14 protein-coding genes and 1 pseudogene are annotated in these 14,319 nt (G+C 51.4%); 10 read left to right on the top strand and 5 right to left on the bottom strand.

Annotation, left to right across the window (positions count from 1 at the left end; genetic code table 11):
* Positions 1-213: 213 nt before the first annotated feature.
* The 4 genes and pseudogenes from BUA28_RS16185 to BUA28_RS03780 all read left to right on the top strand — a co-directional run.
* Positions 214-670 (top strand): annotated as a pseudogene (locus BUA28_RS16185) (transposase); the annotation flags it as partial.
* A 746-nt stretch (positions 671-1,416) separates the two neighbouring features.
* The gene (locus BUA28_RS03790) at positions 1,417-2,937 is read left to right on the top strand and encodes an NHL repeat-containing protein (RefSeq protein WP_072766811.1); all 1,521 of its coding nucleotides are present in this window, start codon (positions 1,417-1,419) and stop codon (positions 2,935-2,937) included.
* Between the two features lie 110 nt (positions 2,938-3,047).
* Entirely contained in the window at positions 3,048-3,668 is a 621-nt protein-coding gene (locus BUA28_RS03785) for an SCO family protein (RefSeq protein WP_083569859.1), read from the top strand.
* Positions 3,665-4,291: a hypothetical protein gene (locus BUA28_RS03780; RefSeq protein ID WP_072766810.1), complete on the top strand. Its 627-nt coding sequence runs from the start codon at positions 3,665-3,667 to the stop codon at positions 4,289-4,291. The genes BUA28_RS03785 and BUA28_RS03780 overlap by 4 nt, the downstream gene beginning before the upstream one ends.
* Before the next feature lie 290 nt (positions 4,292-4,581).
* On the opposite strand, the gene ftsB is transcribed toward BUA28_RS03780, so the two are convergent.
* The 5 genes from ftsB to tadA all read right to left on the bottom strand — a co-directional run bounded on the left by ftsB (position 4,582) and on the right by tadA (position 9,473).
* On the bottom strand, positions 4,582-4,908 hold the full coding sequence (gene ftsB / locus BUA28_RS03775) for a cell division protein FtsB (protein WP_072767061.1): 327 nt from the start codon (positions 4,906-4,908) through the stop codon (positions 4,582-4,584).
* A gap of 139 nt (positions 4,909-5,047) precedes the next feature.
* Complete coding sequence (eno, locus tag BUA28_RS03770; RefSeq protein WP_072766809.1) at positions 5,048-6,331, bottom strand: phosphopyruvate hydratase; 1,284 nt, start codon at positions 6,329-6,331, stop codon at positions 5,048-5,050.
* Between the two features lie 214 nt (positions 6,332-6,545).
* Positions 6,546-8,240, bottom strand: a complete 1,695-nt coding sequence (locus tag BUA28_RS03765) for a CTP synthase (RefSeq protein WP_072766808.1) — start codon at positions 8,238-8,240, stop codon at positions 6,546-6,548.
* A 265-nt stretch (positions 8,241-8,505) separates the two neighbouring features.
* Entirely contained in the window at positions 8,506-8,985 is a 480-nt protein-coding gene (locus tag BUA28_RS03760; protein WP_072766807.1) for a L,D-transpeptidase, read from the bottom strand.
* Positions 8,985-9,473, bottom strand: coding sequence for a tRNA adenosine(34) deaminase TadA (gene tadA / locus BUA28_RS03755; RefSeq protein WP_072766806.1), 489 nt, complete (start codon positions 9,471-9,473; stop codon positions 8,985-8,987). The genes BUA28_RS03760 and tadA overlap by 1 nt, the downstream gene beginning before the upstream one ends.
* Before the next feature lie 227 nt (positions 9,474-9,700).
* Between tadA and BUA28_RS03750 the strand changes: the two genes are divergently transcribed.
* From BUA28_RS03750 to ccmC, 6 genes are all read left to right on the top strand, one after another.
* Positions 9,701-10,045, top strand: coding sequence for a hypothetical protein (locus BUA28_RS03750; RefSeq protein WP_072766805.1), 345 nt, complete (start codon positions 9,701-9,703; stop codon positions 10,043-10,045).
* 23 nt (positions 10,046-10,068) lie between these two features.
* The gene (locus BUA28_RS03745) at positions 10,069-11,007 is read left to right on the top strand and encodes a DUF5996 family protein (RefSeq protein WP_072766804.1); all 939 of its coding nucleotides are present in this window, start codon (positions 10,069-10,071) and stop codon (positions 11,005-11,007) included.
* A gap of 189 nt (positions 11,008-11,196) precedes the next feature.
* Entirely contained in the window at positions 11,197-11,676 is a 480-nt protein-coding gene (locus BUA28_RS03740) for a VOC family protein (RefSeq protein WP_072766803.1), read from the top strand.
* A 493-nt stretch (positions 11,677-12,169) separates the two neighbouring features.
* Positions 12,170-12,790, top strand: a complete 621-nt coding sequence (gene ccmA / locus BUA28_RS03730; protein WP_072766801.1) for a cytochrome c biogenesis heme-transporting ATPase CcmA — start codon at positions 12,170-12,172, stop codon at positions 12,788-12,790.
* Position 12,791: 1 nt separating this feature from the next.
* Positions 12,792-13,451, top strand: a complete 660-nt coding sequence (ccmB, locus tag BUA28_RS03725; RefSeq protein WP_072766800.1) for a heme exporter protein CcmB — start codon at positions 12,792-12,794, stop codon at positions 13,449-13,451.
* Positions 13,452-13,545: 94 nt separating this feature from the next.
* Positions 13,546-14,295, top strand: coding sequence for a heme ABC transporter permease CcmC (gene ccmC / locus BUA28_RS03720; protein ID WP_072766799.1), 750 nt, complete (start codon positions 13,546-13,548; stop codon positions 14,293-14,295).
* The last annotated feature ends 24 nt before the right edge of the window (positions 14,296-14,319 follow it).

Here is a 14,319-nt window from a genome sequence, read left to right as displayed (position 1 = left end):
CTGCATGAGTTGAATCCTTCTAGTGGTTTCCTTCGGGGTGCAGTATCTTTTCTATGTAAATATTACCCTACGGCTTAATTTGGAAAAACTGAACCGCCCCGGATTTCATGGAGGCTGGTTGGTTTAAGTCAGGCCGCTACTATGGGAAGGAGCCCCAAGAATCTGAACGAGCCTATGAATGCGCCCCGCGAGGGCTTTGATATGGAGCGGAGAATGGCAAAAAGAATGAGACGAACGCACTCAGCGGTGTTTAAAGCCACAGTGGCACACTGGCAGCACTGGCTGGTGACAAGACGCTGGCCGAACTGGCACAGCGGTTTGAAGTTCACCTCAACCAGATTACCGGGTGGAAACGGCAACTGAGCGAACGGGCTGTCGACCTATTTGGCGGAGGAGGCACTGCGGCGGAGCCACCCGTTGATTTGAGGGTATTGCACGCCAAGATTGGGCAACTGACGCTGGAGAATGATTTTTTAGAAGGCGCGCGAACCCTCGGTGGGATTGTTGAGCGCAAAGCGATGATAGATGTCCACCACGCACTTTCAATCAGCTGCCAGGCCCAGTTGGCCTGCATCATCCTGGGGCAGCGTATATTTCTCTGCCCAAACCAGTCAGTGCCGTAGATCTGGCGCTCATGCGCCGCATTGACGAGTTGCACCTGGAACATCCAGGCCACATTCGAGTCTGGGTAAGAAAACACCTGACGAGGCTTATGACGTGATGCCGCCGACGGTTGAACCGGCAGCGTGAGAATCAGCAGAGATTCCACTTAAAAAATGCAGGTTGCTGTTCAAACAATCAGGACCACTTCTTATCGCAACTGGCAATTGCACTGATATTGATTCGCGTGCCTGCGACAAAGCACATGAAGCTCAGTGTAAATGGTCATCTTGTTTTCATGGATGCCTTGGAAAAAGACACTCCGCTAAAACACGTATACGGGCTGTTGGGGACATAAAACCTACTTCCTACGCCAGCGCATGTACGCCCAATTCAATGGGATTACGATATTTTTATTGAGTAGTCAATAAAAAGAAGACACATAAAACAGCCCCTTCTCCCATCTCAACTTTTTGTTTAATGCATTAGAGTGACCTGCGCCACCAGGAGGTATCTGGTTGGCTGCTTTTGGATCCGTTTTTACTGACAGGAGGTCTTCAATACTTATCCACTCCGGGCTTCCAGCCCAACCTGGAGTTGACCGATCGCGCGATATTGTATCGGACACGGGCTTCAGACCAGAAATCCTTCAGCTATATCGAGCGATTCCATAATCCAAAAAAACAAACTGCTGAATAACGGCCTTGCTAAGGGCTGCATAAAAACGGAAGAAGCTGTTTTTGCAATCCGGATTCCTTAATAAAGGGAACAGCGTCATTCCAGATCATCATTTATCAAATCGTATAAGGGATTCAAATGACTTCAAAAAAAAAAATATTTCTAGCTCCACTGGTAGCTTCATGCATATTGACACTATCGGTCGGCGAAATCCAAGCAACAGATCATACCTCTCCCTTAAAAGAAGGCAATTCACCAAGCAATGACCTTTCGAGCACCAACGCCGGCAAGATGCGGACAAGGGTCGACAGTCTGCGTGAAAAAAATGGCAAAGTGTTTGCCGACGATGACGATTACGCGGATAAGGGACGTGACCACCGGCGCGGAAAAAATGGCCCGAAATCATTGTCGCTCGGTCAACATCCTGATGTTTATAACGATCAAATACAGCCCGTCGCCACCGCAATCGACTACCACAACGGAATGATCTATCTCTTCAACTACGAAAACGACAAGTTGATAATCATAGACCCGACCACGCTCCCCGGTTGGCCTGGAAACGTTCCCTTGCAGCACACAGTCGTGATGCCCGAAGGGAAGAGGATTTATATCACTTCCGACAATACGAAGGACCATCCCTCCTATATCATCGCATTGAGCGTGAACGAGATCAATTGGGATACACGCTTGGCCTCGTTAACCGTGAATGCGGTTTTGGCAGCTGATTCCCCAAATAATCCCTCCGAGTTGCCATTTGTCACACCAGTCAACAAGGTCCAAGCCATTCCCAACTGGCTGATAGGCAGGGGAACCCAGATTCATGGTCCCACGCTGCTCCCCTACTCCGATTTCCTCTACTTTACGGAATTTACGTCGGACAGGATACGTGTGATCAATTACAAAACGAACGAGTTTGTGAGTTTTGATCCTATCGTCATACCTGGCTACACCGAGCAGACGCATGGGGTAAATTTCAACAGGTCTGGAACCATTGGTCTTGGGACAGGATACTTTTTTGACAATAGCATCATCGATATATACAGACCCAACAGGGAAACCGGTGAACTGCAGACGGTAGGTCAGATCATGCTGGGCAACGAGAAAAAGCATGCGGCTTTCACCCATTTCGTCTACTGGCTGGATGAGCGCTACGCTGTCACCGCTTCCATGCAACTGGACAAAACTTCCCTGACTCCTTCAACCACGAAAGATATCATTCCGCCTAGCGTGTGGCTGCTTGATACTCAGGAGGGAACCGCAAAGGAAATAGTCAAGTACACCAATCATGCGAATGGTCATGGCGTGTTTCGTTCTGCATCCGATATTGCGGTGGTGAATGGAAAACTCTATATCGCAGAGGAAGATACTCTTGATTACACGTTCGGAAACGATGGTTACATTTCTGTGTTCGATTTAACCGATCGAGAAAAACCGCGGTTCATCAAGCGGCTTCGACCCGGCTTTGAACTACCGAAGGGATACGCCGTCGCCCACACGATCAGCCCAACGCCAGACCATCGACATTTGCTGGTGGCAAGCTGGGTTTCGGGCTATGTGCTGAAGATTGATACAGAAACTGATACCGTCACCAAGGTTTGGGGACCGAGTGACGGTCTGGTGAAGCCACACGGCATATTTGCCGCAGGAGGCCTTCGCTAATTTCCGGTTATCCCGCTTTATACTCGGCTCATCTTTTTTTCCCGGGATTTATCCTGGGCTGAACAAGATGAGCCCCCTTCTGATCGCAACCAAGATAATCGCGAATTGATATGAAACTGAAATATATAAAAGAAATCCAACCAAGGGCATTCCTGAAGCGTTATTTTCCGGCTGTGCTGACAGCATTTCTCCTGTTTGCCCACGCCGGCATCGAAGCCGCGACTGTCATTCCAACCTCTCCGATACCCTTGCGACCGGAAATCATCGGTCAACTGAAACAAGCACAGGCGGACAAGGATACGCCGTGGCAACTGGTTGTTTTCGGTTTTACGCATTGCAAGGATGTCTGCCCAACGTCTCTCGCCAATCTATCCATGCTCGTCAATGCAGCCGCGGCTGAGAAGATCAAGCTGAACGGAATCTTCGTCACGGTGGACCCAGACAGGGATACTAACGCTATTCTTTCACGCTACATCAAAGCCTTCGGGTCGGATCTTGCCTATTTGCGTTTTGAAGGTGAAGCGCTGGAGCAGTTCAAGGCCGCTTTCAGCGTCGAGACCGCTTTTTACACAAAAAATTCAGGAAATATGCAGAATTATCAGGTAGATCATAGTACTACCGCATTTCTAATCGACTCCAGAGGAAATATCAGGGTGATATTTGATGCGCTGAAGGATGCAGCTCAAATGGAGCAGATATTTCGTGAGAATAAGGCCCTGTTCGAGTCATGATTTGGCCTGTCGTACTCATTCCAATGCTGATAATCGTCTCTCTCACCGCATCTGCGATGCAGATCGATGCCGATCCCCGTGTCATCGTATCGTTCATGGATAAATCGCTTTCTCCGGAGCTCGACATTCTATCCGTGGCAACCGATATTTCCGCGGATAATCATCTCGTGTTTCAAGTCAAGACCAGGGGAGAACGGACAAATGGGGAAGCTGGGGATCACCTCCTGCTGCGTATACTGAATGTGAAAACTTATGGTTTCCTCATTCCGATAAATCAAGAAGATGGCGATAAGGTTCTAATGTATGAAAGCGTGCTGCAGCATGACAGCGCGGTATTGCCCCAGGCATTGGAAATGTCGCGTGGAAATACCGTGCCTGTAGATTTGAATGCCAAGCGCATAGTCAATGGAGCAGAGTTTGTTCTGCCTGTCGACTGGGTCAATTTTGGTGAAGATTTTGGTTTCGATGCTTATACGGTCAAGGCACACATGCAAGGGAATATTGTAGAGATCACTGAGATATACGATCAGGCAGGAAAAGGCCGCGATGGACGCCACATATTCTCCGCTGTTACCCTGCTCAACAAACTTTGCACGCCACAACGGCTGCGATCAAGTCAGTGATTTTCTCTTCTCTATTTCCCGGCATCTGCGGGTAAAAAAGGCAGGCCGCAAATCCTGGAACTGCAAACCTTAAAATAAAGATTTGCAGTTCTTTTTCTTTAGATCTCAGGGCTTGGCTTCACCTTGAGATTATCCGGCAACCAGCGCAAGCCGGTCAATTCCGAGTCCGCTTGCAGCGCGAGGTCATCCTTCTTAAATCCGCGAAGATTGGTATTACCAATAGAAACGCCTCTTCCACCACCTCAAGAGCCAGGTCTTTGGAAATCTGGACTTTATTTTTCCGGCGACGTTTACTGCTCAGGGTATCCTTCCCCGGCCTTGCCATCGGCGTAAGTATTTTTGTTGTTATCTTCCAGTATGTGAAAAAAAGTCTCATCCTGCTTGATCATGCCCAGTTCGCTGCGGGCGCGCTCTTCAATGGCGTCGTATCCTTGCTTGAGGTCGCGTACTTCCGCGTCCAAGGCAGCATTGCGCATTTTCAGTTTCTGGTTGATTTCATGTTGCGTGATGACCTGCTGATCCACTTCCCATACTTTAAGCCAGCTACCCTTGCCCAGCCATAGCGGGTATTGCATCAGAGCAATCAGGGCAGCGAATATTAAGCCCAGTATTTTCACCCGGATACCCCTAAAGACCATCCTTTATCGCAAAGGCGGCGGCGCCCTTTTTCTTGCATGAGCGCCGCCCTCAATTCCAGAATAAGCTAAATCAATGTCCGTGCTTGGTTGAACCCCGATACCGAAACCTGGATAGCCATTATCTTAGTTGATAGAACGCACCTCGTCCGGGGTAGTTTGTGGCGTCGCCAAGATCTTCCTCGATACGCAACAACTGGTTGTATTTTGCGAGACGATCAGAGCGGGAAAGCGAGCCGGTCTTGATTTGCAGCGCGTTGGTAGCAACGGCGATGTCGGCAATGGTGGTATCCTCGGTTTCACCGGAACGGTGTGAAATCACCGAGGTATACCCTGCACGCTTGGCGGTTTCTATGGCGGAAAAGGCTTCGGTAAGGGTTCCGATCTGGTTGAGTTTGATAAGCACGGAATTGGCAATGCCCTGCGCAATGCCTTCTTTCAGAATACCGGCGTTGGTCACGAAGATATCATCCCCCACCAGTTGTACGGACTTTCCGAGCCTGCTGGTAAGCAGCTTCCACCCATCCCAGTCGTGTTCGCTCATGCCGTCTTCAATGCTGAGAATAGGATACTTGTCTACCCATGTGGCGAGATAATCGGCAAACTGCCCTGAATCGAGGCTCAAGCCGTCTGATGCTATATGATATTTGCCGTCCCTGAAAAATTCCGAACTGGCGCAATCCAGCCCGATAGCTACATCCGGGCCCGGTATATACCCGGCTTTCTCTATTGCCTCAACAATAAGTTGCAGCGCGGCTTCGTTATTGGCCAGATCAGGTGCAAACCCGCCTTCATCGCCCACCGCGGTATGCATACCTTTACTGTCGAGCATGCCTCTCAGTGTATGGAATACTTCAGCGCCCCAGCGTAAGGCTTCACGAAAGCTCTGCGCGCCAAGGGGGATTATCACGAACTCCTGCATGTCAATATTGTTATTGGCATGTGCACCCCCATTGATGACGTTCATCATTGGGACAGGCATTGACATAGGCCCCGCACCACCCAAATATCGGTATAATGGCAGCCCTGACTCCTCCGCTGCCGCTTTTGCCACTGCAAGCGACACCGCAAGAACCGCGTTGGCGCCGAGTCTCGACTTGTTGCCCGTGCCGTCCAGGTCGATCAGCGTCTGGTCGATAAAACCTTGGTCCATCGCGTCGAGACCCATGACAGCTTCGGAAATCTCGGTATTCACATTTTCCACCGCCTTCAGCACGCCTTTACCAAAATAGCGCTGAGTATCCCCATCGCGTAATTCGACCGCTTCTCTAGTGCCGACGGATGCGCCGGAGGGCACGGCCGCTCGTCCGAGTACGCCGGATTCGAGCAATACATCCGCTTCTACGGTTGGGTTTCCGCGTGAATCAAGAATCTCGCGGGCGATGACATCTACAATTGCACTCATGCTATTTTCCCTGGTTCATTTATTTATAAGTTATCGAAAACTGTTTTGCTAGGTATTCAGCTTTGCCGAACGATGGACGGGAGGAAATCAAGTCATTGCTGACTTAATTGCTTGAACCCGAATATCGGCCGGTTCCAATTTTTTATTTTGATTTACATCACGTGGGGTTCAATGGGACAAAAGTTGTCCCGGATCAGGTTCAACAAGACCGAATCTATTGGTTGGCGCTTATGGTGGTGTCTTTCGGTCTACTGGGCGTTGACGCTTCCGCTGCCTTGCATTTACCTGCGAAACGGGCAGCTGCCTCGATAAACGCCGTGAATAGCGGATGCCCCGCCTTGGGAGTGGAAGTAAATTCGGGATGGAACTGGCAGGCGACAAACCAAGGATGCTCGGCTTCCGACAATTCAATCATTTCACATAAGCCATCTGCTGCCGATACAGCGCTCACGCGCAGCCCAGCCTGTTCCAAACGGGGAATATATTCATTGTTGACTTCATAACGATGACGATGGCGCTCGATGATTTTATCCGCCCCATAAATTTTCCGGACAAGCGATCCTTCCTTGAGTAAACATTCCTGCCCGCCCAGGCGCATGCTGCCGCCAAGACCCGACTCTGTGCTCCGAACTTCAAGATGGCCCTCACGGGTGCGCCATTCGGTTGTCAAAGCAATTACGGGATAAAGCGTATCGGGATTGAATTCGGTGCTGTGCGTGCCTTCCATGTCCGCCTTGTCACGAGCATATTCTATTACAGCCAACTGCATGCCCAGGCAGATCCCGAGATAAGGGATGCGGTTGATACGGGCATAGCGGATAGCCATGATTTTGCCCTCCACCCCGCGCTTGCCGAAACCGCCGGGAACCAATATCCCATCCATGTGCTTAAGACAATCGGTCCCTTCTTTCTCGATAGTTTCAGAATCCACATAGTGAATCTTGATTTTGCTTTGGGTATGAATGCCGGCATGAATCAATGCTTCCGATAGAGACTTATATGACTCCGTCAGATCCACGTACTTACCGACCAGCGCGATTTCTATTGTTCGTTGAGGATTCTCCAACGCGTGCACCAGTTTTTTCCAGATGCCCAGATCCGCCGCCTTGGCGAGCATATTCAGCTTGTGGCAGACGATCTCATCCAGCATCTGTTCGTGCAGCAACCCCGGAATTTTATAGATACTGTCTACATCCAGCGCCAGTATCACTGCTTCTTCCCGAACGTTGGTGAATAGTGCGATCTTGCGGCGTTCCTCCGGCGGTAACGCGCGGTCGGCGCGGCATAGCAGCACATCCGGCTGGATGCCGATTTCACGCAGCTCTTTTACCGAATGCTGGGTTGGCTTGGTTTTCAATTCTCCCGCGGATGGGATATAAGGCAGCAATGTAAGGTGGATAAAGCAGGTATCTTCGCGAGGAAGTTGCACCGCCATTTGCCGGATCGCTTCCAGAAACGGTAGTGACTCGATGTCGCCAACCGTTCCTCCGATCTCGACGATGGCTACCTGTGCATTGGCCGCGCCCGCCCTGATGTTCAGCTTGATTTCATCGGTGATGTGCGGAATGACTTGCACCGTGCCACCCAGATAATCTCCCCGCCGTTCCTTTTTTATTACGCTCTCGTAAATCTGACCGGTAGTGAAATTATTGAGCCTGCTCATGCGCGCGGTAATGAAACGCTCGTAATGCCCAAGATCGAGGTCGGTTTCGGCTCCATCCTCCGTAACGAATACCTCGCCATGCTGAAACGGACTCATGGTTCCCGGATCCAAGTTGATATAGGGATCCAGCTTGAGCATCGTAACCTTGATGCCGCGAGTTTCGAGGATAGCTGCAAGCGAGGCCGCAGCAATGCCTTTTCCCAAGGAAGATACTACGCCGCCCGTTACAAATACATACTTTGTCATGGCTGCTTATGATACCGGAAAAGGTCCATTCGAACAAATTGAAGACAATGGTAAAGCGGTTTTTGACGGAAAAACAGTTCGATAACTCGGCGGTGTAATTAAACGCGCTCTTTATTACAGCACGTGTGTCAACGGCCGAATTTGATTTATCTGGAGTAAAAAGCAGAGGCGCAGCAACTTTGCCAGTGGTTCGGAATGCACGACGTTCCTTTCAGGATACCTTCGATGCGGCGCCCTCACACACGCTCCAGATCCAATCCAGATGTCAGTCTTTGATATCAACCTCTGTTCCAGTAGTCACCAGGTCGAATAATTGAAGTAAGTCTCGGTTATACATGCGGATGCAACCGATGGAACCGGGCTTGCCCATCTCAGTGCTATCCGGGCTCCCATGGATATAAATGTAGCGGCGCATGGTATCGACTTTACCCATACGGTTAAAGCCCGGTTCACAGCCGGAAAGCCAGAGAATACGGGTGAGAATCCAGTCACGGCCTGGATACCTCGCGCCCAGTTCAGGGGTATATATTTCACCAGTGGGCCGGCGTCTGATAAATACTGTATTGATCGGCTGGCTCGTCCCGATTTTGGCGCGAATGATGTGCTTACCGAGCGGGGTGCAAAAGCTGCCGTACTCCTGCCCTACTCCATTTCCGGCTGAAGAAATTTGATATTTCCGGATGATATTATGATTCTCATCCCATAGATCAAGCTCTTGTGATGGAATACTAATTACAATTTTCATCAGCAACTCTCATCAGCGTGGCGTTTCGTTGCTGTCTTGCGGCGCTTCTCAAAAAAAAGCTTCAACTTTCCCGCTCCTTCTTGCGCGAGAATATTCCCGGTCACCTGCATATGGTGGTTTAGCCGTATCTCCGCCGGCAGATCGATCACGCTCCCGCATGCTCCCGTCTTAAGGTCCGATGCACCATAAACCAGCCGCCCGATACGGGCGTGAAAAATTGCGCCCACGCACATGGCGCAGGGTTCCAGCGTCACATAAAGGGTGCAATCCGCCAAACGGTAATTACCCACGTTTTTCGCCGCATTCCGCAATGCCATCACCTCCGCGTGTGCTGTTGGGTCTGCTGCCGAGATTGGGCAATTGTAACCACGTCCGAGGATGACTCCACTCCTCACCACCACGGCGCCAACCGGCACCTCGCCTGCTTCTTCCGCCTCTGCTGCAAGCTCAAGCGCTACGCGCATGAAGCCGGAATCGTCATTATTCATGGCTGCTCACGTTTCAGGCTACCGTAAAAAATTCTTGATAGGTAAGAATGCAACTTTATATCTCATATCGTACTACTTGTAATGCATGCTGGGCATTATGTAATTGTAATAGAAGAGGCGGCTTACGAGGGTTTTTTGCTATTTGAAGCAATATGGTCTATGAAAATAATAGCGTTAGTTGATTAAGCGGTCTCGGTAAACTTTCAATAACCTTTCAGGAGATGAATATGCCTAAATCCACAAAGTCCACGAAATCTGCACAACCGGCGCAATCTGCTCAATCTGATCAATCCGCGCAAAAAAAATTGAAGCCCCTCAAGGGTCAAGATCGAGTCCGTATGGCTCGATTATTTGAAAAAATCACCGGTAACGTGCAGGAGATGAGTACGATAATGAATCGCTTGCATGGCACGCCTGTGCCCTGGACAAAATTTCGGATATCGTCATCCGGCGCGGCGGGAGCCGACGGTCCTTTCGTGATTACGGTGGTGTGTAACGAAGAAACCGGAGAATGTGGATGCTACGATCACGAGGCTGGAACGTGCGGCCCTTGCCCTGCAGTGAATCTTTAGCACCGGCATAAAAGGATACGACCATGACTTCGAATTATATCGCCGACTCTAACGATTGGCCCAGGTTGCCCGCACTGGAGGACTGGCAGGACACTTGCACTACGCTGCACATGTGGACTCAGATTATCGGCAAAATTCGATTGGCTCTCTCTCCGAATATCAATCACGGTTGGGGTTCTACCCTCTATATCACGACGCGCGGCCTTACGACCTCACCCATCCCTTACGGAAAGTTTACGTTTGCCATCGACTTCGACTTTATTGCCCACGTACTGCGCATCACCACCTCGCAAGGCACTGATCGCGCATTTATGCTGGAGCCCATGCCGGTCGCGGGCTTCTACCGCAAGGCAATGGAAGCACTTGCCCAGTTGGGTATCGAGGTCAAGATTTTCGCCCGGCCGGTTGAGGTGGAAGTAGCAATACCATTCGAGGAAGATACCCAACATGCGAGCTATGATGCCGATGCCGTTTCACGATTTTGGCACGCGCTCGTGCATGCGGATAACGTTTTCAAGGATTTCCGCGCCCGCTTCATCGGCAAGGTGAGCCCGGTGCATTTATTCTGGGGCGGATTCGATCTCGCTGTGACCCGGTTTTCCGGGCGAACCGCACCGAAGCATCCGGGCGGGGCACCCAATGTTGCTAAGCGGATAATGGAAGAGGCCTACTCTCATGAGGTGTCGAGCGCGGGCTTTTGGCCCGGGACGGGCTTGGGCGAAGCTGCCTTTTACGCCTATGCTTATCCCACCCCTGCTGGTTTCGATAAATATCCCGTTCAGCCGGAAGCTGCGTATTTCCACGACAAGCTTGGGGAATTCATTCTTCCTTATGAAGCTGTGCGAACAGCTGACCACCCGACACAGGCACTGCTCTCATTTCTTCAGACCACTTACGATGCTGCCGCCACCCTGGCGCACTGGGACCGGTTGGCGCTGGAACGCAACATCCCGTCCACGTGATCGGAAACACGACGGTGGACGCAGCGATGATAAATTTTCTATACCTTTCTACACCTGAAGCTAACCAAGTAATTTATCGGTTATTTGATGATTTTAACGGTTATCCGATGAGTGGCGGCACAGAAATAAAGCACCAGAATATTTTACGCCGGCCACAATTTGGAGCCCTGGAAAAAAGGGAGTGCAGATATGACAACCAAACCCATACCCGATGGTTACCACACATTAACGCCATACCTGATGATTAACGGCGCGGCCAAGGCCATTGAATTTTACACGCGGGCGTTTAACGCAGTGGAATTATTCAGAATGGATACACCTGGCGGGAAAATCGGACATGCCGAAATTCAAATCGGCGATTCCCGAATTATGCTGGCTGACGACTTCGGCGGCGAACGCATATTTCGTAGTTCGCAATCCGGAGCTGGTTCGCCGGTGGGTCTTCATTTATATGTCAAGGATGTGGACGCAATGTTTGCCCAGGCCACAAGTGCCGGCGCCGAGGTCATCAGACCCGTCCAGGATCAGTTTTACGGTGACCGGACCGGGGGGCTGGAAGATCCCTTCGGGCATATCTGGTTTATCGCGACTCATAAGGAAGATCTCTCCCTGGATGAAATCAAGCAGCGTGCTGCGGCGATGTTCAAGCAAGGCGGCGCCGACACCTAGCTTGAACGGTATGGGCAATAGGTACGCGGAACGTGGCCTATGCTGATGCCGACGGAGGTGCGCGTCCGTTGCAAAGCACCGTCGACAAGGCCGAGTTGCATATTTGCTTTCCGCATTTTGGTGGGACAGAGTTAGTTGGAGTTAACAGGTGGCGGTACCAAACGCAATGCGCATTGCGCCGTCCGAATCTCCTGGAAACCAACTCACCGCTGCAGTCCGATACGCAAGTCATCCCTTCACATATGCTGTTCGGCTGGTTTTGCGAGAGCATCTCCATTGAACCATCGAACTGCCACCTCGAACTTATCAAGACATAGGGTGCAACTCCCCTCGCTTACTGGCGACCCTGCGCGTTGCTGCCTCGGTTGCGAACCGCGAAGCTCCCCTATTGAGCCTTTATTCGGAAGCAAAGAGACATTCGCATCTCTTCATTGCGGTCGTAATCGCGTAAGTTCACGTCGATAGGCTATAATGCCGGTCTTTTGCTTCGACAATGCCAACGTTGCAAGGACACAACCTGACGTGCGTGCGCGGTGACCGCCGATTATTCAGGGATATCAATTTCTCCCTCGAATCAGGTGGATTGATGCAGGTTCAAGGCCCCAACGGGAGCGGCAAAACGAGTCTTCTACGCATGCTGTGCGGTCTGGCGCTACCTGCTCAAGGTGAAATTCACTGGAATGGCGCCGAAATTCGTTCACTTGGCGGAGATTATTATGGCGCGATGACCTATCTCGGCCATTTAAGCGGCGTAAAGGACGACTTGACGGCCATCGAGAACCTGCGTATTTCCAGCGCACTGGCAGGTGCGGAGATTGATGAACATAAAGCCCATGAAGCGCTGCAACACATGGGATTAGGGGGACGCGAGTTATTGCCGGCCAAGGTATTGTCGCAAGGGCAGCGGCGCAGGGTAACGCTGGCGCGGCTGATGGTATGCAAGACCGTGTTATGGATACTGGACGAACCTTTGACGGCGCTTGATACTGCCGCAGTGAAGCTGATACAGCGTTTAATGGAGCGGCACCTGGAACACGGCGGTATGATAGTGATGACGACGCACCAGGAGATCGACATTACTGCCTCTGCGATCCAGCGGTTGCAACTCGCCTGACATGTTTTTCCGGATAATCCAGCGCGACCTTCTGCTCGCGATGCGAAGGCGGTCAGACGTTTTGACCACATTGTTTTTTTTCATCATCGTGGTGAGCCTTTTCCCCCTCGGTGTGGGCCCGGAGATGAGTATGCTCCGAACCATGGCGCCGGGCGTCGTCTGGGTTGCCGCACTTCTCGCTTCGATGTTGTCATTGGGGCGGATGTTCTCCAGCGATTACCTGGACGGCACATTGGAACAGATGCTGCTGTCGCCACAGTCACTATCCATGCTGGTGCTGGGCAAGGCGCTGTCTCACTGGCTGGTGACAGGCGTGCCCCTTGTGCTGATGGCGCCGGTGCTGGGTATCCAATATGATTTGTCGGCGGACGCGCTGCAGGTGCTGACGGCTTCATTATTGCTGGGAACGCCGGTTTTAAGTCTGATAGGCGCCATCGGTGCGGCGCTGACTTTGGGATTGAGAGGGGGGGGTGTATTGGTGTCACTGCTGGTGCTGCCGCTATATATTCCGGTATTGATATTTGGCGCGGGCGCAGTGGAATCTAGCGTAGCGGGCTTGGGAGCTGCGGCACATATGTCGCTGCTGGGCGCTTTTCTGCTGGCGTCTCTGGCCCTGGCGCCATGGACCGCGGCCGTGTCGTTGCGGATTTCGATGGAATAAAAAACCAATTCGGAATTTAAGGTTTTTAGGTTAAAATTTAAAGCTAAGCAATTGAGGCGCAAAACCTCGAATATGGAGTTCAGTATTTTTTGACATGGCGATTAACTGGTTCAAATATTCCTCTCCGGCGAGTTTCTATTTTCTTGCCGGCAAAATGATCCCGCTTTTTTCCGTTGCCGCGATTGTATTGTTCGCGGTGGGGCTTTATATCGGGTTTTTCGTCGCACCGACCGATTTTCAGCAAGGTGAAGCTTATCGCATCATCTTCATTCACGTCCCTGCCGCCTGGATGTCCATGTTCCTGTATGTGGTAATGGCGATGTGGTCCGGTATCGGCCTTGCATTCAATACGCGCCTGTCTTCCATGGTAGCCACCGCGATCGCCCCGACAGGGGCAATGTTTACTTTTCTCGCCTTGTGGACCGGCGCACTGTGGGGCAAACCCATGTGGGGAGCCTGGTGGGTATGGGATGCGCGGCTTACGTCCGAATTGATCCTGCTGTTTCTCTATATCGGCTTCATGTCGTTGCAGGCTGCAATAGACGACCCGCGCCGTGCCGACAAAGCCGGCGCAATGATTGCGCTGGTGGGGGTGGTGAACGTACCGATTATCTATTTCTCCGTAAAATGGTGGAATACCTTGCATCAAGGTGCCTCCGTCAGCGTGACGCAATCGCCGAAAATGGCTACCACTATGCTGACCGGCATGCTCATCATGTCCATCGCGTGCTGGATGTATGCGATCGCAGTGGTACTGATCCGCACGCGGACAATTATTCTGGAACGAGAGCGTCACACGGCGTGGGTAGGCGAGTTACAAGAAGGGGTAGGGGTGGCTTCGTGAACTGGACAAGCGTGGCCGATTTTC

The sequence above is a fragment of the Nitrosospira sp. Nsp11 genome, assembly GCF_900142705.1.
Classification (GTDB): domain Bacteria; phylum Pseudomonadota; class Gammaproteobacteria; order Burkholderiales; family Nitrosomonadaceae; genus Nitrosospira.
The sequence above is the reverse complement of the archived record's forward strand: the minus strand, read 5'-3'. Positions and strand labels throughout refer to the sequence as shown.

What these genes read in the sequence shown, in the direction of transcription:
- ccmA (WP_072766801.1), top strand. Translation starts at nt 12,170, where the DNA reads ATGCCAACGTTGCAAGGACACAACCTGACGTGCGTGCGCGGTGACCGC.
- BUA28_RS03765 (WP_072766808.1), bottom strand. Translation starts at nt 8,240, where the DNA reads ATGACAAAGTATGTATTTGTAACGGGCGGCGTAGTATCTTCCTTGGGA.
- BUA28_RS03740 (WP_072766803.1), top strand. Translation starts at nt 11,197, where the DNA reads ATGACAACCAAACCCATACCCGATGGTTACCACACATTAACGCCATAC.
- tadA (WP_072766806.1), bottom strand. Translation starts at nt 9,473, where the DNA reads ATGAATAATGACGATTCCGGCTTCATGCGCGTAGCGCTTGAGCTTGCA.
- BUA28_RS03750 (WP_072766805.1), top strand. Translation starts at nt 9,701, where the DNA reads ATGCCTAAATCCACAAAGTCCACGAAATCTGCACAACCGGCGCAATCT.
- ccmC (WP_072766799.1), top strand. Translation starts at nt 13,546, where the DNA reads ATGGCGATTAACTGGTTCAAATATTCCTCTCCGGCGAGTTTCTATTTT.
- BUA28_RS03760 (WP_072766807.1), bottom strand. Translation starts at nt 8,985, where the DNA reads ATGAAAATTGTAATTAGTATTCCATCACAAGAGCTTGATCTATGGGAT.
- eno (WP_072766809.1), bottom strand. Translation starts at nt 6,331, where the DNA reads ATGAGTGCAATTGTAGATGTCATCGCCCGCGAGATTCTTGATTCACGC.
- ccmB (WP_072766800.1), top strand. Translation starts at nt 12,792, where the DNA reads ATGTTTTTCCGGATAATCCAGCGCGACCTTCTGCTCGCGATGCGAAGG.
- BUA28_RS03780 (WP_072766810.1), top strand. Translation starts at nt 3,665, where the DNA reads ATGATTTGGCCTGTCGTACTCATTCCAATGCTGATAATCGTCTCTCTC.
- BUA28_RS03745 (WP_072766804.1), top strand. Translation starts at nt 10,069, where the DNA reads ATGACTTCGAATTATATCGCCGACTCTAACGATTGGCCCAGGTTGCCC.
- BUA28_RS03790 (WP_072766811.1), top strand. Translation starts at nt 1,417, where the DNA reads ATGACTTCAAAAAAAAAAATATTTCTAGCTCCACTGGTAGCTTCATGC.
- BUA28_RS03785 (WP_083569859.1), top strand. Translation starts at nt 3,048, where the DNA reads ATGAAACTGAAATATATAAAAGAAATCCAACCAAGGGCATTCCTGAAG.